The organism is Rhizorhabdus sp. GW822-FHT03C02, assembly GCF_058801765.1.
In genome coordinates this window covers 514,729-540,910 of record NZ_JBXANN010000001.1, presented here as the reverse complement: position 1 = coordinate 540,910, position 26,182 = coordinate 514,729, and the positions used below count along the sequence as shown (strand labels likewise).

General features: G+C 66.4%; 21 protein-coding genes. 7 read left to right on the top strand and 14 right to left on the bottom strand.

Features of this window, described 5'->3' with window-relative positions; translation table 11 throughout:
- Positions 1-21: 21 nt before the first annotated feature.
- From AC1RM6_RS02465 to AC1RM6_RS02445, 5 genes are all read right to left on the bottom strand, one after another.
- Positions 22-624 (bottom strand): thioredoxin-like domain-containing protein, encoded by a 603-nt coding sequence (locus AC1RM6_RS02465; RefSeq protein WP_493098005.1) that lies wholly within the window; start codon positions 622-624, stop codon positions 22-24.
- A gap of 10 nt (positions 625-634) precedes the next feature.
- Positions 635-1,171 carry a MauE/DoxX family redox-associated membrane protein gene (locus AC1RM6_RS02460; protein ID WP_493098004.1) on the bottom strand — a complete coding sequence of 179 codons (537 nt, stop codon included), beginning with the start codon at positions 1,169-1,171 and terminating at the stop codon, positions 635-637.
- A gap of 5 nt (positions 1,172-1,176) precedes the next feature.
- Positions 1,177-2,313: an amine dehydrogenase large subunit gene (locus tag AC1RM6_RS02455; protein ID WP_493098003.1), complete on the bottom strand. Its 1,137-nt coding sequence runs from the start codon at positions 2,311-2,313 to the stop codon at positions 1,177-1,179.
- A gap of 161 nt (positions 2,314-2,474) precedes the next feature.
- Positions 2,475-3,743, bottom strand: a complete 1,269-nt coding sequence (locus tag AC1RM6_RS02450; RefSeq protein WP_493098002.1) for an MFS transporter — start codon at positions 3,741-3,743, stop codon at positions 2,475-2,477.
- A gap of 183 nt (positions 3,744-3,926) precedes the next feature.
- On the bottom strand, positions 3,927-4,589 hold the full coding sequence (locus AC1RM6_RS02445; RefSeq protein ID WP_493098001.1) for a TetR/AcrR family transcriptional regulator: 663 nt from the start codon (positions 4,587-4,589) through the stop codon (positions 3,927-3,929).
- A 270-nt stretch (positions 4,590-4,859) separates the two neighbouring features.
- Here AC1RM6_RS02445 and AC1RM6_RS02440 point away from each other — a divergent pair, with 270 nt between their 5' ends.
- From AC1RM6_RS02440 to AC1RM6_RS02430, 3 genes are all read left to right on the top strand, one after another.
- Complete coding sequence (locus tag AC1RM6_RS02440; protein WP_493098000.1) at positions 4,860-5,330, top strand: c-type cytochrome; 471 nt, start codon at positions 4,860-4,862, stop codon at positions 5,328-5,330.
- 125 nt (positions 5,331-5,455) lie between these two features.
- A complete protein-coding gene (locus AC1RM6_RS02435; protein ID WP_493097999.1) occupies positions 5,456-5,926 on the top strand; it encodes a (2Fe-2S)-binding protein in 471 nt (156 codons plus the stop codon).
- The gene (locus AC1RM6_RS02430; RefSeq protein WP_493097998.1) at positions 5,923-8,124 is read left to right on the top strand and encodes a xanthine dehydrogenase family protein molybdopterin-binding subunit; all 2,202 of its coding nucleotides are present in this window, start codon (positions 5,923-5,925) and stop codon (positions 8,122-8,124) included. Before AC1RM6_RS02435 ends, AC1RM6_RS02430 begins: the two co-directional genes overlap by 4 nt.
- A gap of 145 nt (positions 8,125-8,269) precedes the next feature.
- Here the strand turns inward: AC1RM6_RS02430 and AC1RM6_RS02425 are convergent, their stop codons facing one another.
- Positions 8,270-11,536: a glycosyl hydrolase family 28-related protein gene (locus tag AC1RM6_RS02425; protein ID WP_493097997.1), complete on the bottom strand. Its 3,267-nt coding sequence runs from the start codon at positions 11,534-11,536 to the stop codon at positions 8,270-8,272.
- A 332-nt stretch (positions 11,537-11,868) separates the two neighbouring features.
- On the opposite strand from AC1RM6_RS02425, the gene AC1RM6_RS02420 reads away from it, so the two are divergent.
- Positions 11,869-12,177 (top strand): hypothetical protein, encoded by a 309-nt coding sequence (locus tag AC1RM6_RS02420; RefSeq protein ID WP_493097996.1) that lies wholly within the window; start codon positions 11,869-11,871, stop codon positions 12,175-12,177.
- 9 nt (positions 12,178-12,186) lie between these two features.
- On the opposite strand, the gene AC1RM6_RS02415 is transcribed toward AC1RM6_RS02420, so the two are convergent.
- The 8 genes from AC1RM6_RS02415 to AC1RM6_RS02380 all read right to left on the bottom strand — a co-directional run bounded on the left by AC1RM6_RS02415 (position 12,187) and on the right by AC1RM6_RS02380 (position 21,905).
- A complete protein-coding gene (locus AC1RM6_RS02415) occupies positions 12,187-14,982 on the bottom strand; it encodes a bifunctional diguanylate cyclase/phosphodiesterase (protein ID WP_493097995.1) in 2,796 nt (931 codons plus the stop codon).
- Between the two features lie 163 nt (positions 14,983-15,145).
- Positions 15,146-16,018 carry an SDR family NAD(P)-dependent oxidoreductase gene (locus AC1RM6_RS02410; protein WP_493097994.1) on the bottom strand — a complete coding sequence of 291 codons (873 nt, stop codon included), beginning with the start codon at positions 16,016-16,018 and terminating at the stop codon, positions 15,146-15,148.
- 103 nt (positions 16,019-16,121) lie between these two features.
- A complete protein-coding gene (locus tag AC1RM6_RS02405; RefSeq protein ID WP_493097993.1) occupies positions 16,122-17,033 on the bottom strand; it encodes an SDR family NAD(P)-dependent oxidoreductase in 912 nt (303 codons plus the stop codon).
- On the bottom strand, positions 17,030-17,896 hold the full coding sequence (locus tag AC1RM6_RS02400; RefSeq protein ID WP_493097992.1) for an SDR family NAD(P)-dependent oxidoreductase: 867 nt from the start codon (positions 17,894-17,896) through the stop codon (positions 17,030-17,032). Before AC1RM6_RS02400 ends, AC1RM6_RS02405 begins: the two co-directional genes overlap by 4 nt.
- A 39-nt stretch (positions 17,897-17,935) precedes the next feature.
- Entirely contained in the window at positions 17,936-18,484 is a 549-nt protein-coding gene (locus AC1RM6_RS02395; protein WP_493097991.1) for a nuclear transport factor 2 family protein, read from the bottom strand.
- Complete coding sequence (locus AC1RM6_RS02390) at positions 18,481-19,356, bottom strand: SDR family NAD(P)-dependent oxidoreductase (protein ID WP_493097990.1); 876 nt, start codon at positions 19,354-19,356, stop codon at positions 18,481-18,483. The genes AC1RM6_RS02395 and AC1RM6_RS02390 overlap by 4 nt, the downstream gene beginning before the upstream one ends.
- A 174-nt stretch (positions 19,357-19,530) precedes the next feature.
- Positions 19,531-21,369, bottom strand: coding sequence for a flavin-containing monooxygenase (locus AC1RM6_RS02385; RefSeq protein ID WP_493097989.1), 1,839 nt, complete (start codon positions 21,367-21,369; stop codon positions 19,531-19,533).
- Positions 21,366-21,905, bottom strand: a complete 540-nt coding sequence (locus tag AC1RM6_RS02380) for a nuclear transport factor 2 family protein (protein WP_493097988.1) — start codon at positions 21,903-21,905, stop codon at positions 21,366-21,368. The genes AC1RM6_RS02385 and AC1RM6_RS02380 overlap by 4 nt, the downstream gene beginning before the upstream one ends.
- 120 nt (positions 21,906-22,025) lie before the next feature.
- On the opposite strand from AC1RM6_RS02380, the gene AC1RM6_RS02375 reads away from it, so the two are divergent.
- From AC1RM6_RS02375 to AC1RM6_RS02365, 3 genes are all read left to right on the top strand, one after another.
- Entirely contained in the window at positions 22,026-23,093 is a 1,068-nt protein-coding gene (locus tag AC1RM6_RS02375) for an AraC family transcriptional regulator (protein ID WP_493097987.1), read from the top strand.
- Positions 23,094-23,217: 124 nt separating this feature from the next.
- Positions 23,218-24,420, top strand: a complete 1,203-nt coding sequence (locus AC1RM6_RS02370) for an FAS1-like dehydratase domain-containing protein (RefSeq protein ID WP_493097986.1) — start codon at positions 23,218-23,220, stop codon at positions 24,418-24,420.
- Positions 24,421-24,465: 45 nt separating this feature from the next.
- The gene (locus tag AC1RM6_RS02365) at positions 24,466-26,178 is read left to right on the top strand and encodes a class I adenylate-forming enzyme family protein (protein ID WP_493097985.1); all 1,713 of its coding nucleotides are present in this window, start codon (positions 24,466-24,468) and stop codon (positions 26,176-26,178) included.
- Positions 26,179-26,182 lie beyond the last annotated feature (4 nt).

The following is a 26,182-nucleotide window of genomic DNA, read 5'->3' as shown; positions in this document are numbered from 1 at the left end:
CTGGCCCCTTCCCTGCGCCGTTCAGGCGGCTTCGGCGTTCAGCTTGGTGATGTAATCCTGGACCGACCGCATCCCCATTTCATGGGCGACGATCAGGCTTTCGAGATGCTCGCGGCTGTTGACCAGCCCCTTGGAGAGCACCACGCCCTCGGGATCGAGCAGCATCGCATAAGGCAGCTTGCCGACCTCGAACGCCTGGCCGACCTCGGGCCCGTTGACGAACGGATAGGCCTCGAGCCCGTGGCGCGCGACCATCGCCCGCTGCTCGGCGGGATCGTCGTCGCCGACGAAGATCAGTTCGACCCGCTCGTCCTTGGCGAAGGAACGCGCGACCGGGATCAGCCCCTTGCACAGCGGGCATTGCGCCGACACGAACATCAGCAGCCGCAGCACGCCATGGGTGCCATGGCCGCCGATCGTGATCGTCTTGCCGGCCAGCGTGGTCGCCTTGATTTCATCGGCCTTGGCGCCGACCGCGGGTCCACCGGCGGTGGTCAGCGCGCCGGCGGGGGCAACCCGCATGTGGAGCACCCCGACCTGCCGCGCGATCGCCAGCAGCGCCACGCCCAGCGCGGCGATGACGATCCAGGAGATAATCTGGGAGATGATCAACGATGTCAGCATGGCGGTACCCCTATCTGCGCGGTGCTATGGCGGGCGAGGCGATCAGCGCCCCGATATTGTTGGCGAGAAGGTAGAGCAAATAGAGGCTCAGTCCCCCGGCGGCGGCGGTGAACGGGTCGGCCGCCGCGCGATCGAGTGTTGGTAGCAACCGCGGCAGCACGAGCAGCGACAGCAGCAGGTTGCGCACGACCAGCATCCCGCTGAGCGGCTGGCGAAGCTGCGACCGGCCGCAGCCGCAATCGATATGGGCTCGGCCGCGCCGGATGTTGATCGCCATCGCCGCGGCAAAGCTCCACAACATCATCGCCGCGACGCCCGCCGCGACCGGCGATGCGAAGAGGATCAGTGCGCCGCCGACGGCGACTTCGACGAACGGCAGCGCGATCGCCACCGGCAGCACCGCCGCATCGGGCAGCAGCCGGTAATTGGCGACAACCCCCGGCAACAGCGCACGGTGGCGCAGCTTGGCGACGCCGGCGAACAGGAAGATCAGGCCGACCCCGACCGCCCCCGCCCAGGACAAGGTCGCCAGCAGCGAGACGAGCATCGCGGTCAGGCGGGATCGGCAGTGACGACATTGCCGCCGCCTGCCTTCTCGATCTTGAACTTCTGCTCATAGGTGGCGGTGTCGAGAATGAAGCCGGTACCTTCCTCGTCATTGACGAACAGCATCGGCTCGGGCCCCTGGGTCACCGCGATATTCTGCGCCGGCTTTTCGAGCGGGTGGCGCTTCACCAGCTTGTGCGCGGCGACGTCGATCTCCCAGATCTCCGTCCCCGCCGCCTTGTGCGACCAATATTCGCCGGCATGCATAAGCACGAACAAATGCCCCGATGCCCGGTGCAGCGCCATCGGCTGGTTGCCGCCGGGCAGCCAGTTGACGTCGAGCGGCTTGCTGTCGCCGACGCGGACCCCGGCCAGTTCCTGGATCGAGAAGGGCTTGGAAACCTCGGGAGTCGGGCCGATCTTCGCGGTGTAGATCAGCCCGGTATAGGTCAGGAACACCGCCTCCTGCTTCGCCTTGTCATAGGCGAAGTTGGAGAAGATCGGATCGTTGGTCGCCGAGAAGAACGGCGCGGTCCGGGTGATCTGCGGCTTGGCGCTGGCAACGGTGACGGTCGCCAGCGACCCGTCGGAGCACAGCGCCGAGAAGCCGACCGGATTGGGGATCAGGCTCGCACAGCCGGGCAGTTCGATCGCGCGCACGAATTTGCGCTTCACCAGATCGATCATGTTGACCGACGAGGCCGGGCTGAAATTATAGACGAAGCCGAGCTTGCCGTCGGTGCTGGTGATGAAATTGGTGAGGAGGCCGCCGATCAGGATCCGGCCCGGCATCGCGATCTCGGACTGGAGCTTCATCTCGGTGGTGTCGTAGATTGACACGAGATCCTGGCGGGTGCCGCGATTGCCCTTCGACCAGATCGTCTCCGAGACATAATAATAGCGGTTGGCCGGATCGAGCGCGAGGTCGGAATCGCGGCTGGTCGAGACCAGTCCACGCATCTTGCCGGTCTTCGCGTCGAAGATGCGGGTGCCGCCGCTGCCCCAACTGCCGCGGACATAGAACCATTCGGGCCGGGGCGGATCGATCTTGAGCACATCGGCCTGCTCGGCTTCGGCGATTGGCGGAGCCGCGGGCGCCTGGGCCCGAGACTGCGCCTGCGCGGTCGCGGAAGCCGCGAGCATCAGGGCGAGCACGGTCCGAAGCGAAGGCGCAAGTCGAACGGTCGGCATGACGTATGATCCCCCTGTCTTCACCTGCGGTCGCGATCGAACGCTCGCCTTGGCGGCGCGCGGTTCATATCGCATCTGCAACATAAGAAGACTGGACGGACGTCAAAAATTGGTCAAGCGATTCTTTCGAGCGCGATCATATCAGCCGGCGCCGGCAGCGGTTGGCCTCCGGTCGCGGAGATTTCCACCCGATCGTCCGCCGCCTCAGGCATGGCGAGCACGAAGGTCGGCAAGGCGTCGCGCCGCGACCGCCGCCGATCGACCGCGGCGACGACCAGCGCCAGGCACCCCGCCGCAAGTGCGAACATCGCCGCGACGCGCAACCCCTGCCCGCCCGCGGTCATCGCCGCGAACGAGCCGATCGATGGCCCGGCGATCATGCCGAGCGGATGGGTGCCGGCGACGAGTCGCGCGAACAGCGGGCTGCCGCCGATCGCGGTGGCGAGACCCGAGCAACGGACGATCATCGCGGTCGAGGCGATGTTGAGCAGCAGGAAGGCGAGCAGGAACAGGTCGTTGCGCCCCTCGACGATCAGGAACAAGGGCGACAGCAGCGCTACCGCCGACACCAGCCCGGTGAGCAGCAGCGGCACCACCGGGCGCTCGCGCATCACCAGCATCGCGGTCAGCGCGCCGGCGACCGATCCGATCGCGACTCCGGTGCCGATGATCTCGTCGCTGAACCCGGCGGCCACCGCGAGCGCGCCGGAGAAGCTCCACACCATCATCGTGCCGCAGATGAAGAAGAAGGTCGCAGCCGCCATCGCCCAGCCGGCGAGCGGGGTCGGCCGCCGCTCCGCCCGTTCCGCGTCGGACACCATCGCGGCGATGGCCCCGGGCCGCCGCGCCGACCGTCGCGCGATCAGGAACACCGACACGGGAACCAGGGCGAGCAGCGCGAGCGCCGGCCCCGCCCCGCCCCGGGCGGCAACCGCCGGCAGCAGCATCGACATCAGCGTCGCGAGCACCAGCTGGATCAGCAGCACCGCGGCGTAGGCACCGGTCGGCCGCAGGATCGCGGCCTCGCTCATCGCCCTGGTGTAGATCGTCCCCATCGCCAGGCCGAAGGCGCCGCGCGCGGCGATCAGCGTCGCCGGATCGGGCGCGGCAAGCGTCGCGAGACAGGCGAGAAGCGCGCCGACCGCCGCGACCAAGGTCGCGCCCGCCGGCAGCCGTGCTCCCCAACGCCACACCAGCAGCGATCCGAGCGCCGCGCCGGCCTGGGTCGCGCCGACGATCCAGCCATGCCAGTCGGAGGACAGCCCGTCATGGTCGCTGAGCAATGTCAGGAAAACCGGATCGATCGCCGGCTGAAGACAGCCGAGCGCCGCGATCGCAAGACAAGGGGCTTCGATGGCGAGGGTGCCGCGCAGACGCGGCATGGCGGCGGCACCGATACCGCGTGAATCGTTTCGGCCCAGATCGTTCCGGCCAAAATTGTTCCGGTAAGCGCTTCGCCCCAAAGCCCGGCCCTCCATCGATCCGATGCACTGCCCGTGCATCAGCCGATCAGACCATCTCCCCCCGGAGGCGCCGCGACCGCGGCCTATTGGTTTCTGGTTGCGTTACGTTCTGGTTACACCGTCAATGTCGCGCGGCTCGATCGTTTTGGCAAGCTCGACGAGATATTTGGCGGCGATGTTGGTATATTGGGGCATCCTGTGCGCCCAGGGCTTGCCATAACCGGTGAACGGCGTCGAACCCTCCATCGACGAACTGATGAAGATCGACACCGTCTGGACCTGCTCGGGCGACAGCGCCGGGTTGAGCTCGGTCACATATTCGCCAATCACATCATGAACATGCTGGTAGAAGGTGCGCACCCGATCGGCGACGAAGGCGTTGTGATTGGCCAGCGCCCATAATTCGGTGAACAGATGCGAGGTCCGCTTGGTGCAGATATCGTCGAGGCAAATGGTGATGACGATGCGCAGCCGCTCCTCGGTGCTCAGCCGCGGCTGGCGCACATTCTGTTCGAGCGTCTTGCCGTAGGAATCGAGAAGATCGTCGAGCAGTACCTGGATCAGCACTTCCTTGCGCGGAAAATGATAGCTGACATTGCCGACCTTCATGCCGCATTTGGCGGCGATCCGCCTTATCGTGAAGGCGTTGGCGCCCTCGTCGAGCAGCACGTCGAGCGCAGCCTTGAGGATCGCATCGACCGTCTCGGTGCCGCGCGCATAAACGCCCGGGCGAAGCGGCTTGTCGTTCTGGATCACGGTAGCCATGCGCGCGCTCCTAGCATCGCCCCCCTCTTCCTGCCAGCCGCACTTGATCCAAATTCGATGTTGCGGCGCGACAATCTGGGTTGACGAAAGCTTGATGCCTGTCCAGTATTAAAAGCATAAATTCGTGAGCCGGTTGCGTCCGGAGTGAAATTTTTCGTTGCTCGGGGCGAACGGACGGCATCGACCGGCCGGCCACCCCGGATAGCGGGCTTTCGCCGATGGGGGATCGGCTCTTCTATCATCGTCAGCCTTGGAGAATCTTCGGTGCGAATGCGTGACTGGCTTGCGGCTCCCACCATCCTCGCCGTGCCGCTGTTGCTCGCCGCTCCGGCCCGCGCCGCCACCGGTCCGCAGAATTTCGCGAGCCATTGCTCGATGTGCCATCAGGCCGACGGCGCCGGCCTGCCCGGCCAGTTCCCGCGGCTCGCCGGTCGGATCGGGCCGATCGCGGCGAGCCCCGAGGGGCGCCACTATCTGATATCGGTGGTGCTGACCGGCATGTACGGCAAGATCGTCGTCGACGGCCAGCCGATCAGCGGCCTCATGCCATCGATGGGGATGATGTCCGACAAGGATGTCGCCGATGTGCTCAACCATGTCGTCGCGCTGAAGAAGCCGGCCAAGCCGGTGGCCGCCTTCACCGCTGCCGAGGTCGCCAAGATACGCGCCGAGGGCAAGCGGACCAGCAGCGATGTCGGCGCCGAACGTGTCCGAATCGACGCAAAGAAGCTGATCCCCTGACTCCCGATCGGGTCAAGGGGGCAGATGACGACTTGAAATAGCCTGTAAGGCGCAAGAATGGCGTAAACGTCGATCCGGCGCCTTCGGGATCGCAGGGTCGGATATCGCAGGGAACGGGGAAACGCATGGCCATCAGCCTGACCGTCAATCAGTCGAAGCGGATCGTCGCCGGCGATCTCGACAAGCCGCTGCTGTGGATCCTGCGCGAGGATCTCAACCTGCCCGGGACCAAGTTCGGTTGCGGCGCGGGCCTGTGCGGCGCCTGCACGGTCCATCTCGACGGCGAGGCGGTGCGCGCCTGCCAGACCCCGCTCGGCGACGCCGCCGGCAAGAGCATCACCACGATCGAGCATGTCGCGACCACCCCGATCGGCAAGAAGATCGCCGACGCATGGATCGCGCTCGACGTGCCCCAGTGCGGCTATTGCCAGGCGGGACAGATCATGTCGGCGACCGCGCTGCTCAAGCAGACGCCGAAGCCGAGCATCGACGATATCGACGCGATGATGAGCGGCAATATCTGCCGCTGCTCGACCTATGTGCGGATTCGTGCCGCCATTCAAAAGGCCGCTGGAATCGTGGAGCAGGCGGCATGAACGCCCCCGCCCGGCTCAGCCGCCGCTCCTTCCTCGCCGCCTCGCTGGTCGGCGGCACCGCGATCGCCTTCGACGCGCGGGTGGTGCTCGCCGCCGAACCCGGGGCGCCGGCGGGGGCGGACGTCCTCAACGCCTTCGTTCGGATCGGCGCCGACAATATGGTGACGATCGGCGCGAAGAATCCCGAGATCGGCCAGGGCATCCGGACGATGCTGCCGATGCTGATCGCTGACGAACTCGACGTCGACTGGGCGCAGGTCCGCATCGAACAGACGCTGGCCAACGACAAGATCTACGGGCCGCAGTCGGCCGGCGGCAGCCGCGCGACCCCGGTCAACTGGCTGCCGATGCGCCAGGTCGGGGCCGGCGCCCGCCAGATGCTGCTCGCCGCCGCCGCACAGCGCTGGGGCGTCGATGCCGCCAGCCTGACCACCCGCAGCGGCGTCGTGACCCACAAGCCGAGCGGCCGCTCGGCGCCCTATGCCGCCTTCGCGAAGGACGCGGCGGCGGTGCCGGCGCCCGACCTCGCCAAGGTCGCGCTCAAGGCGCCCGCCGACTTCCGGATCATCGGCCAGCCGATTCCCGGGGTCGATACGCCGCGGATCGTCAAGGGCGTGCCCCTGTTCGGGATCGATACCAACCTGCCCGGCCAGCTTTATGCCGCGCTCGAAATCTGCCCGGTGTTCGGCGGCACCGTCGCCACCCTCGACGATAGCGCCGCCAGGGCGATCAAGGGCGTGGTCGCGGTCGTGCAGATCAACAGCAGCATCAACCCGACCGGCCCCGCCGATGCGGTGGCGATCGTCGCCGACAGCTGGTGGACCGCGCAGAAGGCACGCCAGAAGCTCGCCATAAAATGGGCCGACGAAGCGCAGAAGCACAACTCGACCGAAGCCTATGAAAAGACCGCTACGGCACTGCTCGACCAGGCGCCGCAGGCCGATCTCGCGCGGATCGGCGATGCCGACAAGGCGCTGGCGGGCGCCGCGAAGCGGGTGAGCGCCCGTTACAGCTATCCCTTCCTCGCCCATTGCACGCTCGAGCCGCAGAACTGCACCGCACGCTTCGCCGACGGCAAGCTCGAACTGTGGGCGCCGAGCCAGTCGCCCGGCAACGGCCGCAAGCTGGTCGCCCAGATGCTGGCGATCGATCCCGACGCGATCACCATCCACATGCCCCGGATCGGCGGCGGCTTCGGCCGGCGGCTGATGAGCGACTATATGGCGCAGGCGGCGCAGATCGCGAAGGCGGTGCCGGGCCGGCCGGTCAAGCTGCTCTACACCCGCACCGACGACATCAGGCATGATTATTATCGACCGGCGGGCTGGCATGCCTTTTCGGCCGGGCTGAATGCCGAGGGCGCGATCGTCGCGTTCAAGGATCATTTCGTCAGCTTCGGCGCCGACGGCAAGCCGATCCGCGCCGCCGAGATGCCCGCGACCGAATTCCCGGCGCAGATCGTGCCCGACGTCCATCTCGGCGTGTCGTACATGACCACCAACATGCCGACCGGCTGGCTGCGCGCGCCGACCTCGAACGCGATGGCGTTCGTGTTCCAGGGTTTCCTCGACGAGGTCGCCGAGGCCGCCGGGCTCGACCTGCCCGAACTGCTCCGCCGCACCCTCGGCGATCCGCGCGCGCTGCCCGTCACCGGCAATGCCGCCCCGTTCCACACCGGCCGCGCCCGCGGGGTGATCGACAAGGTCTGCGCGATGGCCGGCTGGAAGGGCCGCGCCAAGGGCGGCGGCGGGAAAGACGGCGAGAGCGGCCGGGGCTTCGGCTTCTATTTCAGCCATGCCGGCTATTTCGCCGAGATCGTCGACCTGACCGTCGGCGAGGGCGGCGCGATCAGGATCGACAAGATCTGGATCGCCGGCGACGTCGGCAGCCAGGTGATCAACCCTTTGAACGCGCTCCACCAGGCGCAGGGATCGGTGATCGAGGGCATCGCCCAGTCGCTCGCCGGGCAGAAGATCGATCTGGTCGACGGCGCGGTGGTCCAGGAGAATTTCCACGACTTCCCGCTGCTGCGGATCGACGCGGCGCCCCGTGACATCGTCGTCGAGTTCGTCACCACCGCTTTCCCGCCGACCGGCATGGGCGAACCAGCCTTGCCGCCGGTGATCCCGGCGATCGCCAATGCGATCTACGCCGCGACCGGCAAGCGGCTGCGGAGCCTGCCGCTGAGCCTGACCTGACGCAATCCAGGGGTTCCGATAGCCGCGCGCCGGAAACGACGAGAGCGGGCGATCCGACGGCATCGGATCGCCCGCTTCGTGCATCGGACCTCTGCAATTCGGGCCTGTCAGACGATCCCGCCCGACCCTGCCCGCACCGCGCCGATCAGTTGGCCTGACAGGACATCTGGATGATGTCGCCGGCAGCCCAGGCCGCAGCCGCGCCGGCCGTGTTGAAATTGCCGATGGTGATGCTGCTGGCGCTCGTCGCCGTCTGCTTGGTGAATAACACCGTCGACGAGGTCGTCGTCTTGTTGTTGCCATGGCAGATCCAGCCATTGCCGAGTGGGCTCGCCGGCATGCCGATGACGCCCGCGCTGGCCGTACCGCCGGTGCCGACATTGACGTTGAACGATCCGGTCCCCGCCGGGGTGACGATGCTCGGCGACGTGCCGAAGCCGCTCGAGATGGTCGGCGCGGTCGTCGATCCGACGAACACCTTGCCGATATTCACCTGGTTCGACGCGTTGGCCGCGGACGCATCCACCGCGCTCGACGTGCCGATCAGGATGTTGCTCGATCCGGTGGTCAGCGTCGTCGAACCGACATTGGCGCCCATGATCAGGTTCGATAGGCCGGTCGTCAGGCTGCTTCCGGCATTATAGCCGAAGATGCTGTTGCCATGGCCCGACATCAGCGCGCCGGTGCGATAGCCGACCAGCGTGTTATAGCTCGGCGTGGCAGCCGAGCCGTTCGACATCGCATAGTCGCCGATCACGACATTCTGGATCGGGTTGGTGACGGCGGCGCCATTGAGGACATTATAGCCGATCAGCGTATTATGCTGCGGGCTGACCACGGCCTCGCCGGACAGGACGTTGGATCCGAGCGCGACATTGTACGAGGCCGAGGTCACCGCATTGCCCTTGAGGATCAGGCTCCCGACCAGCACATCGTCGCTGACCGTGCCGACCGCGCTTCCCCGCAGCACGTTGAAACCGACCGCGACCACATCGGTCGCGCTGGTCGCCGCCTGACCGTTGAGGGTGGAATGACCGATCGCGATCGATCGTGTCGCCGTCCCCGTCTTGAGCGTATTGACCCCCAATGCGGTCGAGAAGTTGGAGCCGACCGACAGTCCCATAGCGTCGGCGCCGACCGCGACATTGTTGGCGCCGGTGGTTTCGTTGCGCATCGCGCCGACGCCGAACGCGCTGTTATAGTTACCGGTGGTGAGCTTCGACGCTGCCGACCATCCGAACGCGCTGTTCTCGCCATTGGCGCCCGTGCCGGGAACCATGCCCGTTCCGGCACCGCCGCAGCTCTGGAAACCGAAACAGCCGTACATCGTCTTGTCGGGGGTGACGAGGTCGGCCCCGGCACCGGCGCCGGTTCCGACGAACAGGCTTTCATAGCCGTTGGTATCGGTGGCGGCACGCAGCTTGAAGTTCGTCTGCAACGTGTAGAGCGGCGCCCAGTCCACCCCCGCGACATGCGCGGTCCCCGTCGTCAGACGGCTCCATCCCAACAGGGTGAGGCCGTTGCTGCCCGCGACCGGCGCGTTGTTCCGGACGAGATGCCCCGCGACATAGGTGCCCGTGGTCGGCATGCTCGCCGCCGCCATCAGCTGCGGCGAAGCGATCTGGCCATAGGTCGCGCTGGCCGGATTGCTGTCCTCGATGACGAAGCCATAGTCCGGCCCGTCGTTCGGTACCGTTCCGATCCCCTTGTTGCTGGTCGAGCTGCCTGTGGCGACCGGCTGGCCGTAGAGAATGTTGCCGCTGACATGATCGGTCTGCGCCGTCGTGAACAGCGCGCCGACATTGCGGAACATATTATCGAGCCAGACCACCCCCGAAATATCGGTAGCGGCGCCCACCGGCCCCGCAAAGCTCGACCAGGTGCCGTTCGTCCCGCGGTTCGGCGACGCGAAGCGCGGGTCGCCGTCGAACTCGTTCCCCTTCACCACGATCCGATGCTTGGTCCCGCCCATCGCGAAATTCAGCCCGGCGCCGCTATAATCGACGAACTTGTTGCCTTCGATCATCAGCCCGTCGAGATCGCCATTGGTCCAGCTGATACCGTTGTTGAAATCGATCGCCGACGGACCGCTGGTCTGGATGATATTCCCGGCAATGCGGCTGTTTCGCAGCGACGGCCCGATCACGATGCCGCGGACGTTGAGCGCGGATTCGGGGATCGGCCCGCTATAGTCGCCGGTACCGCCGCCATTATTGCCGACGAACAGCGAGGCCCCATAGCCCCAGTTGGCGAAGGCGGTGACCGCGGGGAGTGTGCGGATCAGCTGGTTGTTGGTGATGTCGACCCAATAGCCCCCGGCGCCCGGCACCGATCCGCCAGTCAATATGCCGTTCTGGTAAAAATTGCCGACACCGTCGCCGCCATAGAGCGACGTTACCGCACCGGTTCCCGACACCGGAGTTCCCGGCGGCGACGCGCCGGTGCCCGCCACGCGAGGGCCGCCGGCGACCTTGATATAATATTTCTCCTGGTTCCTGGGCGGCGATTCCTGGCGCAGGAACACGTCCGAGATGATGTTGTCGCTGATCTTGACCCCGAACACCGGCGTGTCGCCCTGCGCGAACAATGGGCTCACCGAGACATAGACGCCGTAAGCCATCATCCGGCGCATGACATTGCCGGAAATCGTCACATTCTTGGCGCCCAACACCGCAATGCCCTGGCTCTCGGTGATGCGGTTGTTGCTGATCACGATCCCCGACCGCACCGGCGCGGCGATATTATCGGCGCTGTGGGCCGAAATCGCATCGTCATTGGCGTTGACGATGTCGTTGTCGGTGATCAGCGCGTCACTGCTGTCCCATACCGCGATACCGTCGCCATTGGTGCGATAGACCCGGTTGCCGCGCACCGTGACATGGTTCGAGGTCAGGATGACCATCCCGAAGTTCCTCGCCTGGGTGAACTCGCAATCCTCGATGACGATATTGTCGCCATTGCCGATCCGGACGAGCTGGGCGCCAGGGGCCATGATCGATGCCCGCATGCCGCTGACGGTGAGCGAGCGCATTCCGAAATCGGACAGGCTGGTGAAGGTGCCGCCGGAGCTGTTGCCGATGCCGTCGCCGCCGGCCGTTCCGGCGCTGTCGTCGATCATGATCGTCGCCCGCCCCTTGCCCGTGCCGAGCAGGGTGACGTGCGATTTCGGCACGATATGCCCGATATTGTCGTCGACGCGATATGTGCCGTCGGGAAAGAAGACCGTGCCTTTCCCCGCGGCATTGGCGGCGGTGATCGCCGCATTGATCGCCGCCCGATCATCGGCGACGCCATTGCCGAGCGCGCCATAGTCCTTGACGTTGAACATGTCGGCCGCCCACGCCGACTGCGCCCCCAGCAGCGCCATCGTGTAGATCGGAAGATGGGCAAAAAACCTGATACGGCGCTTCATTTCATATCTCCTGCATCGCAACCGATCTCATGATGAGATGCGTCAAATGCACGGCGATCATCATGATCATACCGCAGGCGATATCCACCAAGGCCTCTAAACGATGAACAGATCCAATCTCATTCAGCCCATTACGAAGTTATTTAATGTTCACAAATTTGACACCGCGATCGCATATACTAATTTTTTCGATGACATCTGGCACGCATAGCTTCGGGTTTGACCATCATGCGGATTTTTATTTCGAATATCCATATGATCGACGAACGCCCTCGACCGCGCATCGCGATCCGTTCAAGGCCCATTCAACCGCGGTTCGCCAACAGGTTCGCATGAAACGATATCGCCTCGTCCTTTGGCCAGCGGTGATGGCGATCGCGGTCGTCGTCGCACCGTTTGCCGCACAGGCGAGTCCCGAATATTCCGAGCAGCGCCAGGCCTATGACCTGACCCGCGACGGCAGGATCATGTCGCTGCGCGATATCGAGAATCGGGTGGTGCCGCGGATGAGCGGGGCCGAATATCTGGGACCCGAACTCCATGACGATTATTACCGGCTCAAATTTATCCGCAACCGCGCGGTGATCTGGGTCGATGTCGATCGCCGCACCGGCGCGATCCTGCGCATGGCGGGGAACTGAACCGACCTTTCAGGCGACGGCGATCGCCTGTCGCGGTTCGGGCTGATCACCCACCATCGGCTGCGGACGACCGAAATAATAGCCCTGTGCTTCGTCGCAGCCTTCGGCCCTGAGCAGTTGCAGCTGCTCCTCGGTTTCGAGCCCCTCGGCGAGCACCGGCACCCCCAGGCTGCGGCCGAGCGCCAGCACCGCGCGGATGATCGCGCGCGCCTGCTCGCTGCCACTCGAATCGATCAGGAAGGAACGGTCGATCTTGATCTTGTCGAACGGGAAGGAATGGAGCGTGTCGAGCGACGAATAGCCCGTGCCGAAATCGTCGATCGAGATCGATACCCCGAGCGCCTTGATCTGGCGCAGCGTGTGGAGCGCGCGCAGCTTGTCGCCGACCACCGCGGTCTCGGTGATCTCGAGTTCGAGCCGGCGCGGCGACAGCCCGGTTTCGAACAGGATCCCGGTGATCATCCCGACCAGGTCGGCGTGCAGCAACTGCACCGGCGACAGGTTCACCGCGACCTTCCACGGCTGTTTCCAGCCCGCCGCCTCGGTACAGGCGCGGCGCAGCACCCATTCGCCGATCTTCAATATCTCGCCATTCTCCTCGGCGACCGGAATGAAGTCGGCGGGCGAGATCCAGCCGTCGCGCGGGTGCTGCCAGCGCAGCAGCGCCTCATAGCCGGTGACCTCGCCGGTGCCGACCGACCGCTGGACCTGGTAGGCCAGGCTAAATTCGTCGCGGTCGATCGCCTCGCGCATGTCGTTCGAAATCTGCCGGCGCATCCGGGCGGTCTCGTCCATCGCCGGCTGATAATAGCAGACCTGCTGGCCGACGGTCCCCTTCGCGCGATACATGGCGAGATCGGCGTTGTTGAACAGTTGCTCGCGTGCGCCGCCATCGGCCGGGAACACCGCCACGCCGATGCTCGCCCCCGGCGCCAGCATGGCGTCCTCGAAGACGACCGGCGCCGACATGCACGCTTCGACCCGGGCGACGAACTCTTCGAGTTCGGCGGCATCGCGATAGGTCTTGCAGGCTGCGAACTCGTCGCCCCCCAGCCGCGCGACCATTTCGCCGTCGCGCAATGCCTCGCCGATCCGCCGGCCGAGCGATGCGAGCACCTCGTCGCCCGCGGCATGGCCATGATTGTCATTGATGTCCTGGAAGCGGTCGAGATCGACCGCGACCACGCCGAGGCGCAGCCCGCCGCGGACAGCGGCCTGCAGATCGGCGTCGAGCCGCCGGTTGAAATGGAGACGGTTGGGCAGCCCGGTCAATTCGTCATGGAGCGCCATATGCGCGATCCGTTCCTCGGCGCGGCGTCGCTCGGTGATGTCCTCGAGCGTCATCACCCAGCCGCCTTCGTCGGTCGGGCGATGCGAGATCGCCAGGACGCAATCCTCGGTGAAATCGACGATGAGGGTACCGCCATCGGGCCGCGCCACGCAGGCGCGGTGCCGCGCGTGGACCTCGTCGAGTATCGCAACCGCCACCGCGCCCTTCGCCCGCGCCTCGAGCCCGAGGCGCAGCACGTCGCGGAAGGTCGTGCCCGGCGGGCAGTCGCCATGGCTGATCCCGAAGATCACCCCGACCCGGTCGTTCGAGATCACCAGCCGTTCGTCGGCATCGAACAGGCACAGCCCCTGATGCATGTTGGTCAGCGCCGCATCGAGATTGCTGGCGAGAGCCGCGAGTGCGTCCTGATGCTCCTTGAAACGGGTCATGTCGCGGGTGACCTTGGCGAAGCCGCGAAAGGCGCCGTGATCGTCGAACAGCTTCTCGATCGTCACATGCGCCCAGAAACGGCTGCCGTCCTTGCGTATCCGCCAGCCCTCGCCGGTGAAGATGCCGGCGGTGCCCGCGGTCGCCAGCGCCCGGTCGGGCACCCCGGCGGCCCTGTCCTCGGGGGTGTAGAAGCTCGCCAGCGGCAACCCGATCGCCTCGCCGGCGTCGTAGCCCTTCAGGCGCTGCGCGCCCGCGTTCCAGTTGGCGACGATGCCCTGCTGGTCGAGCATGTAGATCGCGGTCTCGCTGATGCTCTGCACCAGGATGCGGAATTCCTGCTCGCTGGCGCGGATCGTGGCGCGCGCCTGCCGGCTGATCAGCGCCGCGGCGATGCACAGCGCGAGCACGCACAGCGCACCGCCACCGATCGCGATGCCCATGCTGAGCGGCGACAGCAGCGGCCCGCTTTCGGCGCCGAACGCTTCGGGCACGATGCTGACCGCCGCCATGCCGGTGAAATGGAGCAGCAGGATCGCGAGGGTCAGCAACAGGCAGGCGGCGATCGCGCTACGCGTGCCCGTAAAACCGGTCGCAAGCCTGAGCGCGACGGTCGTCGGCACTACCGCAAAGCCGATCGACGCGAAGACATAGGACGTGGTCCAATCGAACTCGCCCGGGAATTCGACCGCGCTCATGCCGGTATAGTGCATCAGCGCGATGCCGCTGCCGACCAGCAGGCCCGCGATCGCGACGCCGGGTCGCCCCGGCAGGCGAAAGATCGCGGCAAAACCCAGCGTCGTCGTCAGCACCGCGATCGCCAGCGACAGCACGGTCAGGCCAATCCGATAACCGACGACGATCCCCGGATCATAGCCGAGCATCGCGACGAAATGGGTCGCCCAGATGCCGAAGCCGGTGGCGATGCCCGCGGCGACGATCCAGCGTATCCGGTCTATGAGGGTGGTGCCGCGCGCCTGGCGCAGCAGCAGCACCGCCGCGGCGGTCCCGGTGAAGCAGATCAGGCCGGCGAGGAGAACCAGCCGCCAATCATGCTGATCGCGTAAGCAGAAGAAAAGCCGGAACACAATGACTCCCAGTGCCGTCCGCCCTCTGGGGTCATGTGCCGGGAAGCAATCGTTAGCATGAAATGGTTAACGAAGCACCAATATCCGGCGGAAATCCGCCATGTCCGGGCGTGACGCCGGATGCGGCGGGACGGCCCCGACGCCCTCCCGCCGGAATCCGGCGCTACAATGCGACCGTCTTCGCGATCAGCTTCTCGCTCTCGGTCCACAGCCGGTCGACCGAGGCGTCGTCGAGCGCGATCGGGTTGGGCGGCATCCGCTTGCGCTGGTGGTAATAGCCGCCGCTGCTCTCGCCCGGCTCGTCGCCGATCGCGAGCCAGGTCAAGGCGTCGGCGCCCTGTTCGGGGCTCATCGATTCGAGGCCGCGGATATGCGCCTGGGTGGTCGCGTCGGCATGGCTGATGAAGTTCGAATCGATCGTGCCGGGGTGGAGCGCATGCGCGACGATGCCGTCATCGGCGAGCCGCTTCGCCAGTCCGCGGGCGAACAGGACATTGGCGAGCTTGCCCTGGCAATAGGCATGGCCCGCGCGGTAGCTTTCGAACAGCTGGAGATCGTCCCATTTGAGCCCCGGGATCATCTCGCTCGCGTCCGACGAGGTGTTGACGATGCGCACCGCGCCCTTCGGCGCATCGGTTGCCGCTGCCCGGAGCAGCGGCAGCAGCCGGTTCGTCAACAGGAATGGCCCGAGATGGTTGCCCGCGAAATTCTCCTCATAGCCCTCTTCGGTCAGGACGAAATCCTTCGCCATGCCGCCGGCATTGTTGATCAGCACGTCGACCCGATCGGTAAGCCCGGCGATTTCGCCGGCCACCCGCTCCGCCTCGGCCATCCGCGACAGGTCGGCGCGGATCACCGTCACCGTGCCGCCTTGCGCGGCGGCCTGGATTTCCTCGCCGGCCGCGACGGTGCGGCCCGGATCGCGGCCGATCGCGATCACGTCCCAGCCCTGCCCCGCCAGCGATTTCGCGCTTTCCTTGCCGATGCCCGAGCTCGCCCCGGTCACCACCGCGACCCGTCGTTTATCCGCCGCCATCGTCCATCCTCTCAGCCATTGCTGTGGGACAGCCTATCAGCGACGCCGCGCCGCTGTCAGCGGCACAGCCCCTCAGACGGCGGATATCGCCGACGCGGTTGGTTCAGCCGTTGCGCGCCATCTCGAAGCTGCGGGTCAGATGGTCGACATAGCCCGACGGCACCGGCGGCAGGATCCACTGGCGATCGGTGTCGCGGATCGCGTCGAGATTGTCGGCGACCTCGTCGATCGTCCAGCTCGGCCGATAGGCGCCTTCGGTCTCGGCGATGAAGGCGCGGGCGACGCGGCCCGCCATCGACACCAGCATCTCGCCCGACACCGAGCAGCTTTCATGCGCCAGCCAGCCGACGATCGGCGCGACCAGATCGGGGCCCATCGGCGGATATTGCGAGATATCGAGCCCTTCCGCCATGCGGGTGACCGCGCCCGGCAGGATGATGTTCGACTTCACGCCATGATCGGCGCCCTCGATCGCGACGATGTTGTTGAGGCCGATCATCCCGGCCTTCGACACGCCATAGTTGACGACGCTGCTGGTGCCGTAGATCCCGCCGATCGAGCCGGTCAGCACGACGCGGCCATAGCCCGCCGTCTTCATCACCGGGAAGGCCGGCCGCACGACATGGAAGGCGCCCATCAGATGGACGTCGACCACCGCCTTGAAATCCTCATAGCTGATCTCGTCGAGCGCGCCGTAGCGGACATTGCCGGCATTGTGGATCAGGATGTCGATCCGGCCGAAATGGTCGAGCGCGGCCTCGACGATCGCCTTGCCGCCCTCGGGGGTCGCGACGCTCTCGGTGCAGGCGATCGCCTCGCCGCCCGCCGCGGCGATCGCGGCGACGACCTCTTCGGCGGGGCCGGCATCGCTGCCGGCGCCGACCATCGCCGAGCCATTGTCGTTAACGACGATCTTCGCGCCCTTCGACGCGAGCAGTTCGGCATAGGCGCGGCCGAGCCCGCGACCCGATCCGGTGATCACCGCGACGCGGCCGTCGAACCTGCGTTCGGTCATACTGTCTCTCCTATCGGCATCCAGATCGGCGCGCCGCGCTCGGCGCGGAGCGAGGGGATGACCCGCCCGTCGACATCGGTGAGGCCATAAGCTTCGGCCAGTTCGGCGTTGATGAAGGTGCCGCCGCTGCGCGCCATGATGTCGGGATCGGCGGCGAGCGCGGCGATGACCCGGCCGGGAAATTCGGGCGAGCTGCCGACCGCGCTGTTGAGCTGCGATGCCATGCCGGGAACGGTCTTCAGATTTTCCTGGGCGCGCTCGGTATAGGTGAAGCCCTGCCACAGCGAGACCGAGGCGACGTCGTGCGGCTTCAGTTCGATCGCCATGTCGCGCGCCATCCGGTCGGTCGCCGCCTTGGCGGTGCCGAAGATCGTGTCATAGGTGTAGGTGACCCCGACATAGCCCGAGATCGCGACGATCAGCCCCGACCGCTGCGGCACCATGATCCGCGCCGCCGCGCGCGATGCGACGAACGCCGCGCGCACGCCGATGTCGAACATCTCCCATGCCGAGATCGGCTTTTCCCAGAAGCCGCCACGCTGGGTCAGCGCCGGCGGAATCGCGATCGCATTGTTGACGAGCAGGTCGAGCCGCCCCTGCTCGCCGGCGACCCGATCGAACAGCGCGGCGATCTCGTCATCACTGGCATGGTCGACCTGGACGGCGATCCCCTTGCCGCCGCGGGCATCGACCTCGGCCGCGGTCTCGCCGACCGTGCCGGGCAGCGGCGACGTGCCCTGCCCCACCGTGCGGCCGGTGACATAAACGGTCGCCCCCTGATCGGCGAGCGCCAGCGCAATCCCCTTGCCGATCCCGCGGCTGGCGCCGGTAACGACCGCGATCTTGCCGCTTAACGAAGCCATGCCGATGCCCTTCCTGCGCCCAATATCCCGAGGGCGGATTTATCCCGGAACATTCGCCGTCCGCACATTGACCAGCGGCCGCCGATAGGAGGGATCCTCGGTTCCCCGCCCCGGCACGCCATTGCCATGGATGTCGGGCACGTCGGCAAACGGGATCGGCATGGTCGGCACCACCCCCGACCATTCGATCGCATTGGTGCGCAGCGCGATCTTCCATGCGCCGTCGCGCCGCTCGAGCCGGTCGATATAGCGGCCGCCGGCGATCCAGTTGCTGTCGTCGCGGTTGCGGCCGACGAACAGATAATAGGTCTCGGTGTGCGCGGTATCGCCGTCGATGTCGTAGGTGACGTTGAGCAGATTATGGTGGGTCGCCGCCTGGCCGGCATCGTGGAGCGCGGTCGACCAGTCGTAGAGGTCGACCGGCCCGCCGACGAAGGCGCCGGCCGCGATCGTCGCGTCGGGGTGGAAGGCCGACAGGAAGCTGTCGCGGTCGAACCGGTCCATGCCGCGGCTGAACCGGGTGAGACAGTCGAGGATGTCCTGCTGGTCGATCAGTTTTTCGAGACGCGCCGCGCGTTCGGGGGTCATTTCACCGCCTCCGCGATCGGCTTCCAGATCGGGCTGCCACGCTTCTCGCGCAGCGACGGGATCGTCCGCCCGTCGATGTCGGTCACGCCATAGTCGGCGGCGACCTCGGCGGTGATGAAGGTGCCGCCCGACCGCTTCATGATCTCGGGATCCTTGGCGAGCGCGGCGATCACGCGGCCGGGATGCTCGGGGGTGCTGCCATCGGCATAGGTCGTCGCCGCGGCGTTCTGGAGGTGCGGGATGTTGGCGAGATTGCGCTGGGCGCGCTCGGTCAGGGTCAGCCCCTGCCACAGCGACAGCGAGGCGACATTGTGCGGCTGAAGCTCGATCGCCATGTCGCGCGCCATCCGGTCGACCGCCGACTTGGCGGTGCCGAACAGCGTGCCATAGGTGAAGCTGACCCCGGTATAGCCCGAGATCGCGACGATCAGCCCCGATTTCTGCGGCACCATGATCTGCGCGGCATGCCAGGCGGCGACGAAGTTCGACCGCACCCCGACATCGAACATCTCGAGGTTCGACAGCGGCTTTTCCCAGAAACCGAGCTGATCGGTCAGATCCTCGGGCAGCGAGAAGGCATTGTTGACGAGGATGTCGAGCCGGCCCTGCTCGGCCTTGACCCGATCGAACAGCGCCGCGACCTGGGCATCGTCGCCATGGTCGACCCCGACCGCGATCCCCTTGCCGCCCCTTTTGTCGATCTCGAGCGCGGTCTCGCCGACCGTGCCCGGCAGCGGATAGCTGTCGGGGGTGACCGTCCGCCCGGTGACATAGACGGTCGCGCCCTCGGCACCGAGCACCAGCGCGATGCCCTTGCCGATGCCGCGGCTCGATCCGGTCACCACCGCGACCTTGCCTGTCAGTGCGCCCATTTCAGTGCTCCTTCCAAAGATCCTCCCCAGACCGCAGGTCTGGGGAGGGGGACCAGCGAAGCTGGTGGAGGGGTCTTCCAACCGCGACGGCAGCGCAGGCCTCACGCTTCTGCCCTACCCCTCCACCACCTTCGGTGGTCCCCCTCCCCATCTGCGATGGGGAGGATCGAAACATCAGACCGGTCCCGACAGTTCGAGGCCGGCCATATCGCCCTTGTCGCGCCACTCGCTCAGCAGCGCCATGAACTTGTCCCAGCCCGGACCATAAGGCTCGCCCGCGTAGAAGCGCTTCTTCTCCGAGCTTTCGCCGTTGAAATAGCTGGGCGTGCACTCGTTCTGGAACTGCCAGATGTCGATCGCGGTCGCACGGACATGGTCGACCCAGTCGCGCTCGGCGGCCTCCGACGGCTCGACGAGGGTCACCCCGCGATCGAGCAGTTGCGCGACCATCCAGGCGACGTGCCGGCAATGGCCGTTCATCTGCTCGGTGGTGCTGGCGTTGAGCGCGCTCTGGACATAGCCGGTGAAGAACATGTTGGGAAAACCGCGCGCGGTCATGCCGTGGAACGACGAATAGCCGTCGCGCCAATGATCGTAGAGCGACACGCCGTCGCGCCCGGTGATCCGGTCGATCCCCCAGCGCTTGTCGAGATCGCTGGTGACCTCGAAGCCGCTGGCGAAGATGATGCAGTCGACCTCATATTCGATGCCGTTGGCGACGAAGCCCTTTTCGGTGATCCGCTCGACCCCGTGGGTGCCCGAGACGTCGATCAGCTCGACATTGGGCCGGTTGAAGGTCGGGTAATAATCGTCGTTCGATGCCGGCCGCTTGCACAGATAGCGATACCAGGGCTTGAGCTTGGCGGCGGTGGCCTCGTCCTCGACCAGGTCCTCGACGCGCGCGCGCAGCCGCTCCATCACCTGATAGTCGACGACCTCGCGCCGCTTGACGAACTCGGCGGGGGTCAGCGCCGGCCAGCCCTCGGCCTCGAACTCGGCGGCCAGGTTGCGGCTGATCTCGGTCCAGATGTCGCAGATCAGGTCGCCCTCGCCGGGCTTGAACATCTCCATCGCCGCGCGGTGGAAATTGGCCTGGCGTTCCTTCTGCCAGCCGGGCTGGAGCGTCTTCGCCCATTCGGGGTCGGTCGACGGATTGTCGCGCTTGTCGACGGTCGAGGGCGTCCGCTGCACGACATAAAGCTGCTTGGCATATCGGCCGAGGAACGGCACCGCCTGCACCGAGGTGGCGCCGGTGCCGATGATCGCGACCCGCTTGTCGGCCAGGCCGTCGAGCACCGGATCCTGCTGGGTGCCGCCGGTATAGCCATAGTCCCAGCGCGCGGTGTGGAACATCTTGCCCTTGAAGCCATGGATGCCGGGCACCCCCGGCAGCTTGGGGATGTTGAGCAGCCCGCCGGCCATCACCACGAAGCGTGCGCGGATGTCGTCGCCGCGGTCGGTCGCGATCCGCCAGCGGCCGATCGCTTCGTCCCAGGTCAGCGAGGTGATCAGGGTGTGGAACAGCCCCTTGTCGGCATAGCCGTAGCGCTTGGGGATGCTCTGCGCATATTCGCGGATCTCATAGCCATGCGCGAACTTCTTCGACGGCAGGAAGCCGGTTTCCTCGAGCAGCGGCAGATAGCAATAGGCGTCGTTGTCGCACTGGAGGCCGGGATAGCGGTTCCAGTACCAGACCCCGCCGAAATCGCCGGCATGCTCGATGATCCGGAAGGTCGAGACCCCGGCGTTGGCCAGATGATAGCCGGCGAGGATCCCGGTCCAGCCGCCGCCGAGCACCGCGACGTCGAGATCCTCCGAGATCGGATCGCGCGGTGCGATCGCCATGTGCGGATCGCCCTCATAGACCTCGGCGAACTCGCCATGGCCGGTCGTCACATATTGGTCAGTCGCGGCGCGGATCAGGCGCTTGTCGCGCTCCTCGATATATTTCGCGCGCAGCCCGGGAATGTCGACCTGGTCGGCGGGCGGGACGGCACTGGGTCCACAGCTCATGCCTGCGCACTCCCGAAGAAGGTTTCGCTATGATCGCCGACCGCGCGGCCGCCGAAATGCGGGCCGCTGAACGGCAGCCCCATCACCCCCTGCGACCAGTCGATCGACTGCCCCCAGTCCTGATACCAGTCGTAGAGCATCAGCCGGTGGGCGATCCGCCATTCGCCGTCGCGCTTCTCGAAGCGGTCGAGATAGCGCCCGCCGATGCAGGTATCGCGCTCGCCCGCGCCCATGTCGACGCGGTGATAGGAGACGACCTGGGTCTCGACCTTGGCCGCTTGGCCGTCGAGGACGATGAAGCTCTGGCCGATCACATGCTGGGTGTTGGTGATGGCATCGGCACCCGGCACGACCCAGGCGAGATATTCGTCGAAGCTGCCCTCGAACACGCCATAGTCGCTGCGCGAATCCGGCCAGTAGGACGCGCTGATCAAGGTCGCGTCGCGGCGGTCCTCGCCGCGCGCGAGCCGGACGATGCACGCCGTGATCCGGTCGCGATCGAGCAGCGCCCGCAGCTCTTCGGTGACGCCATCCATCCACACTCTCCCACCCGCATGATTCGTCATTGCTTGGCAGCAGACTAGCGGCCCCCGCGCGACAATCGCTTGACCAATTCGGACAGGAGCGCAGATAGGAGCCGCGGAGGAGAGACGATCGTGGACCATGTTGCAGAGGCCGGGGAGACCGGCAGCGGCGAGATGTTCGATGTCGTCCACGCCCGCGTGCTGCGCTTTTTCCCCGATCTGGTGGTCCAGCTGGGCGGCGATCCGCGGGCCCTGCTCGCCGAGGTCGGGATCGATCCGGCCTGCCTCGACGACCATGGCCCCGAACCGACCTATCGCCAGCTCGTCAACCTGATCGAACGCGCCGCCGGGGCGCTTGCCTGTCCCGATTTCGGCATGCGGCTGGGCAAGCTGCAGAGCGGCGGCCAGATGTTCGGACCGCTGGGCCTCGCGATGCGCCATTCGCGCAGCTTCGGCGAGGCGCTCGACTATGTCAGCCGGCATATTTCGGCGCACAGCCTCGCTGCGCGCGTCTGGCTCAAGCCGCTGCCGGCCGAAAAGGCGCTGTTCAGCGGGCATGACATCCTGCTCGACCGGATGCCGAACCGCAGCCAGGCGATGGAGCAGATATTGCTGGTCGGCCATATCGGCGCGATGGAGCTGACCGGCGGGCGGGCGCGGGTGCGCCGGGTGCATTTCCGCCACCAGGCGATCTCGCCGCCTGCGGTCTATCGCCGCTATTTCGGCTGCGAGGTCCGGTTCGGCCAGAATGCCGACGGGGTCGTGTTCTTCGAACGCGACCTCGCCTGCGCGATCGTCGAGCCCGACGCCCAGGCCTTCACGGTCGTCAACGCGTTCATCGAAAGCCATTTCGCCCAGCAGCGGCCGCCGCTCCACGCCCAGGTCCGCGGCCTCGTCATGCAGCTGATCTGGACGAGCCATTGCACCAACGAGCGGGTTTCGGCCGAACTCAACCTCCACCCGCGCACGCTGCACCGCCGGCTGACCGGCGAGAACACCTCGTTCCAGAAGATCAAGGACGAGGTCCGCCGCGACATCCTGCTCTATTATCTCCAGCAGACCGATCTCGACTTCATGCGGATCTCCGAAAAGCTCGGCTTCTCCGAACAGTCGGTGATGACGCGGAGCTGCCATCGCTGGTTCGGGGCTTCGCCGACCCGGCTGCGCGCCCGGCGGCGGACGGCGGACGCACGCGGCTGAGCCCCGCGCATTTTGTCGGAATCCGTCAAGCCGGAACCGCGCCGACTGCCCCACATCGAAGGCCGAAGAGCATGGACCGCGGCGCGACCGCTTCGCCATGCCGGACCGATGATGGAGAGCGCGCATGGCTGAAGGCGATCGGACGGCCCCGGACCCCGAGGTGAAACTCGACCTCAGCGACATCGAATGGCGGCTCGGCCAGCGGGTCGGTGGCGGCCAGCTCTGGGAACCCTGCAACAAGACCGACATCCGTCGCTGGGTGATGGCGATGGACTATGTGAACCCGCTCCACTGGGACCAGCGCTTCGCCCGCGAGACGAAATTCGGCGACATCATCGCGCCGCAGTCGATGGCGGTCGCGCTCGATTATGGCCATGGCAACAACCAGGCCTGTGTCGGCCGCATCGACGGCCAGCACATGATCTTCGGCGGCGAGGAATGGTGGTGGTACGGCACCCATGTCCGCCCCGGCGACCAGCTGTTCCAGGAACGGATCTTCACCGGCTACAAGGTCGCCGACACCAAATTCGCCGGCCCCACCCTGTTCCAGCGCGGCGACACCATCCATCGCAACCAGCGCGGCGACCTGATCGCCAAATCCTGCCCCACCGTGATCCGCTATCTCGCCAGGGAGGCCGAGAAGCGCGGCATGCACGCTTCGACCGCGGGCGAGCCGCGCCGCTGGACCCGCGCCGAACTGGCCGAGATCGATGCGATCCGCCGCGCCTGGTTCCTGTCGAACCGCGAGGGCAAATCGCCGCATTTCGAGGAGGTGAAGGTCGGCGACAAGCTGCCGCGCCGGGTGATCGGCCCGCACAGCATCGCCAGCTTCACCACCGAATATCGCGCCTTCATCTTCAACATCTGGGGCAGTTTCTACTGGACCGCGCCCGAGGGCGTCGAAGACCCCTGGGTCCATCAGGACATGGGCTGGATCGAGGGTTTCAGCTTCGACGAGGAAGGCGCGTTCATCGATCCGCGCCTGCGCGACGGCCTCTATGTCGGCCCGTCACGCGGCCATATCGACGACAGCCGCGCCAGCGAGATCGGCATGCACCGCGCTTATGGCTATGGCGCGACGATGGCCGCCTGGAACACCGACTATCTCGCTTTGTGGGCCGGACATGACGGGCTGGTCCGCCACGCCAAGTCGGAATTTCGCGGCCCCGCCTTCGAAGGCGACGTCACCTATATCGAAGGCGAGGTGATCGAGAAGATCGCGGATTCCGACTGGGGCTTCCCGGTGGTGCGCATCAAGGTGCGGATGACCAACCAGGAGGGCAAGACGGTGGTCACCTCGGTCAACGAAATCCAGTTGCCCTACTGACATGCGACACGACGAAGAGGAACAGATGGCAAAGGGGCAAGGGCGATGAACGAGCATCGTTTCGTCGAGGATGAAGCCGTGTCGATCGTTCGCGGGCGTCCTCTGTCCGAGGAAGCGGGCCTCGGCGAGCTGACCCTGGCGGGGTTCATCCGCCAGGTCTGCGATCGCTTCGCCGATCGCGAGGCGATCGTGCAGACCCGGCCCGACGGATCGGTCGAGCGCTGGTCCTATGCCGATCTCTGGGACCGGTCGTTCGCGGTCGCGCGCGCGCTGGTCGGCTGCGGGCTGGGCAAGGGCGAACGGGTCGGCGTGCTGATGACCAACCGTGCCGAGTTCCTGGCCGCGACCTTCGGCACCGCGCTGGCCGGCGGCGTCGCAGCCCCGCTCAGCACCTTTTCGACCCCCGCCGAACTCGAACATCTGCTGCGGATCTCGGCCTGTTCGGTGCTGCTGCTCGAACCGCGGGTGCTCAAGAAGGATTTCGCGCAGATGCTGTGCGCGATCGAACCCGCGGTCGCCGCCCCGCCGGGCGATCGGCTCGATGCGCCCGGCCTCCCCTTCCTCCAGCATATCGCGATGCTCGACGCGGCCGAACCGAACGGGGCGATCGCGACCTGGGACAGCTTCCTCGCGCGCGGCGCCGGCGTCGCCCCGGCGCTGGTCGAGGCGCGCGCCGCCGCGGTCCAGCCGGCCGATCCGGGGGTGCTGTTCTTCTCGTCGGGATCGACGAGCAAGCCCAAGGGGATATTGAGCGCGCATCGTGGGGTCGCGCTGCAGATGTGGCGGATGCGTGGCCAGCAGGGCCTCGACGACGGCGTGCGCACCTGGACCGCGAACGGCTTCTTCTGGTCGGGCAATTTCGCGATGGCGCTCGGCGCGACGCTGGCCGCCGGCGGGTCGCTGGTGCTCCAGCGGGTGTTCAAGCCCGACGAGGCGCTCGACCTGATGGCCGCGGAGAAAGTGAGCTTCCTGTTCGCCTGGCCGCACCAATGGGCGCAGCTGCTCGAGGCGCCCAACTGGCCGACCACCGATCTGTCGGCGCTGGTCCATATCGATGTCGACTGCCCGATCGCCCAGCATCCGACGGTCGACACCGGCTGGATCGAGCCGCGCCATTGCTATGGCAATACCGAGACCTTCACGCTGAGCACCGGCTATCCCGCCAACAGCACCCGTGAGACCGCCGGGGGCAGCCACGGCCTGCCGCTGCCCGGCAACAGCCTCAAGATCGTCGATCCGCTTAGCGGCAAGGTGGTGCCGGTCGGCGCACGCGGCGAGGTCGCGATCAAGGGGCCGACGCTGATGCTCGGCTATATCGGCACCCCGCTCGACGAGACGCTCGACGAGGACGGCTATTTCCGCACCGGTGACGGCGGCTATGTCGATGCCGCGGGCCGGCTGTTCTGGGAAGGCCGGCTCAACGACATCATCAAGACCGGCGGCGCCAATGTCTCGCCAGTCGAGATCGACGAGGTCATCCGCCTGAGCCCCGGGGTCAAGGTCGCGCAGACCGTCGGCGTACCGCATGAGACGCTCGGCGAGCTGGTGGTGAGCTGCATCGTCCCGCACGATGGCGCCGCACTCGACGAGGCGGCGATCCGCGATTTCGCGAAGGAGCGGCTGGCCAGCTACAAGGTGCCGCGCCGGGTGCTGTTCTTCACCGAGGCCGACCTGCAGATGACCGGCAGCGCCAAGGTCAAGACAGCGGACCTGCGCGCGCTGGTGGCGCGCACGCTCGACGCCGAAACCACCGCCTGAACAG

What these genes read in the sequence shown, in the direction of transcription:
- AC1RM6_RS02370 (WP_493097986.1), top strand. Translation starts at nt 23,218, where the DNA reads ATGGCTGAAGGCGATCGGACGGCCCCGGACCCCGAGGTGAAACTCGAC.
- AC1RM6_RS02430 (WP_493097998.1), top strand. Translation starts at nt 5,923, where the DNA reads ATGAACGCCCCCGCCCGGCTCAGCCGCCGCTCCTTCCTCGCCGCCTCG.
- AC1RM6_RS02450 (WP_493098002.1), bottom strand. Translation starts at nt 3,743, where the DNA reads ATGCCGCGTCTGCGCGGCACCCTCGCCATCGAAGCCCCTTGTCTTGCG.
- AC1RM6_RS02425 (WP_493097997.1), bottom strand. Translation starts at nt 11,536, where the DNA reads ATGAAGCGCCGTATCAGGTTTTTTGCCCATCTTCCGATCTACACGATG.
- AC1RM6_RS02420 (WP_493097996.1), top strand. Translation starts at nt 11,869, where the DNA reads ATGAAACGATATCGCCTCGTCCTTTGGCCAGCGGTGATGGCGATCGCG.
- AC1RM6_RS02385 (WP_493097989.1), bottom strand. Translation starts at nt 21,369, where the DNA reads ATGAGCTGTGGACCCAGTGCCGTCCCGCCCGCCGACCAGGTCGACATT.
- AC1RM6_RS02390 (WP_493097990.1), bottom strand. Translation starts at nt 19,356, where the DNA reads ATGGGCGCACTGACAGGCAAGGTCGCGGTGGTGACCGGATCGAGCCGC.
- AC1RM6_RS02410 (WP_493097994.1), bottom strand. Translation starts at nt 16,018, where the DNA reads ATGGCGGCGGATAAACGACGGGTCGCGGTGGTGACCGGGGCGAGCTCG.
- AC1RM6_RS02460 (WP_493098004.1), bottom strand. Translation starts at nt 1,171, where the DNA reads ATGCTCGTCTCGCTGCTGGCGACCTTGTCCTGGGCGGGGGCGGTCGGG.
- AC1RM6_RS02440 (WP_493098000.1), top strand. Translation starts at nt 4,860, where the DNA reads ATGCGTGACTGGCTTGCGGCTCCCACCATCCTCGCCGTGCCGCTGTTG.
- AC1RM6_RS02445 (WP_493098001.1), bottom strand. Translation starts at nt 4,589, where the DNA reads ATGGCTACCGTGATCCAGAACGACAAGCCGCTTCGCCCGGGCGTTTAT.
- AC1RM6_RS02365 (WP_493097985.1), top strand. Translation starts at nt 24,466, where the DNA reads ATGAACGAGCATCGTTTCGTCGAGGATGAAGCCGTGTCGATCGTTCGC.
- AC1RM6_RS02435 (WP_493097999.1), top strand. Translation starts at nt 5,456, where the DNA reads ATGGCCATCAGCCTGACCGTCAATCAGTCGAAGCGGATCGTCGCCGGC.
- AC1RM6_RS02455 (WP_493098003.1), bottom strand. Translation starts at nt 2,313, where the DNA reads ATGCTCGCGGCTTCCGCGACCGCGCAGGCGCAGTCTCGGGCCCAGGCG.
- AC1RM6_RS02395 (WP_493097991.1), bottom strand. Translation starts at nt 18,484, where the DNA reads ATGACCCCCGAACGCGCGGCGCGTCTCGAAAAACTGATCGACCAGCAG.
- AC1RM6_RS02405 (WP_493097993.1), bottom strand. Translation starts at nt 17,033, where the DNA reads ATGACCGAACGCAGGTTCGACGGCCGCGTCGCGGTGATCACCGGATCG.
- AC1RM6_RS02380 (WP_493097988.1), bottom strand. Translation starts at nt 21,905, where the DNA reads ATGGATGGCGTCACCGAAGAGCTGCGGGCGCTGCTCGATCGCGACCGG.
- AC1RM6_RS02400 (WP_493097992.1), bottom strand. Translation starts at nt 17,896, where the DNA reads ATGGCTTCGTTAAGCGGCAAGATCGCGGTCGTTACCGGCGCCAGCCGC.
- AC1RM6_RS02465 (WP_493098005.1), bottom strand. Translation starts at nt 624, where the DNA reads ATGCTGACATCGTTGATCATCTCCCAGATTATCTCCTGGATCGTCATC.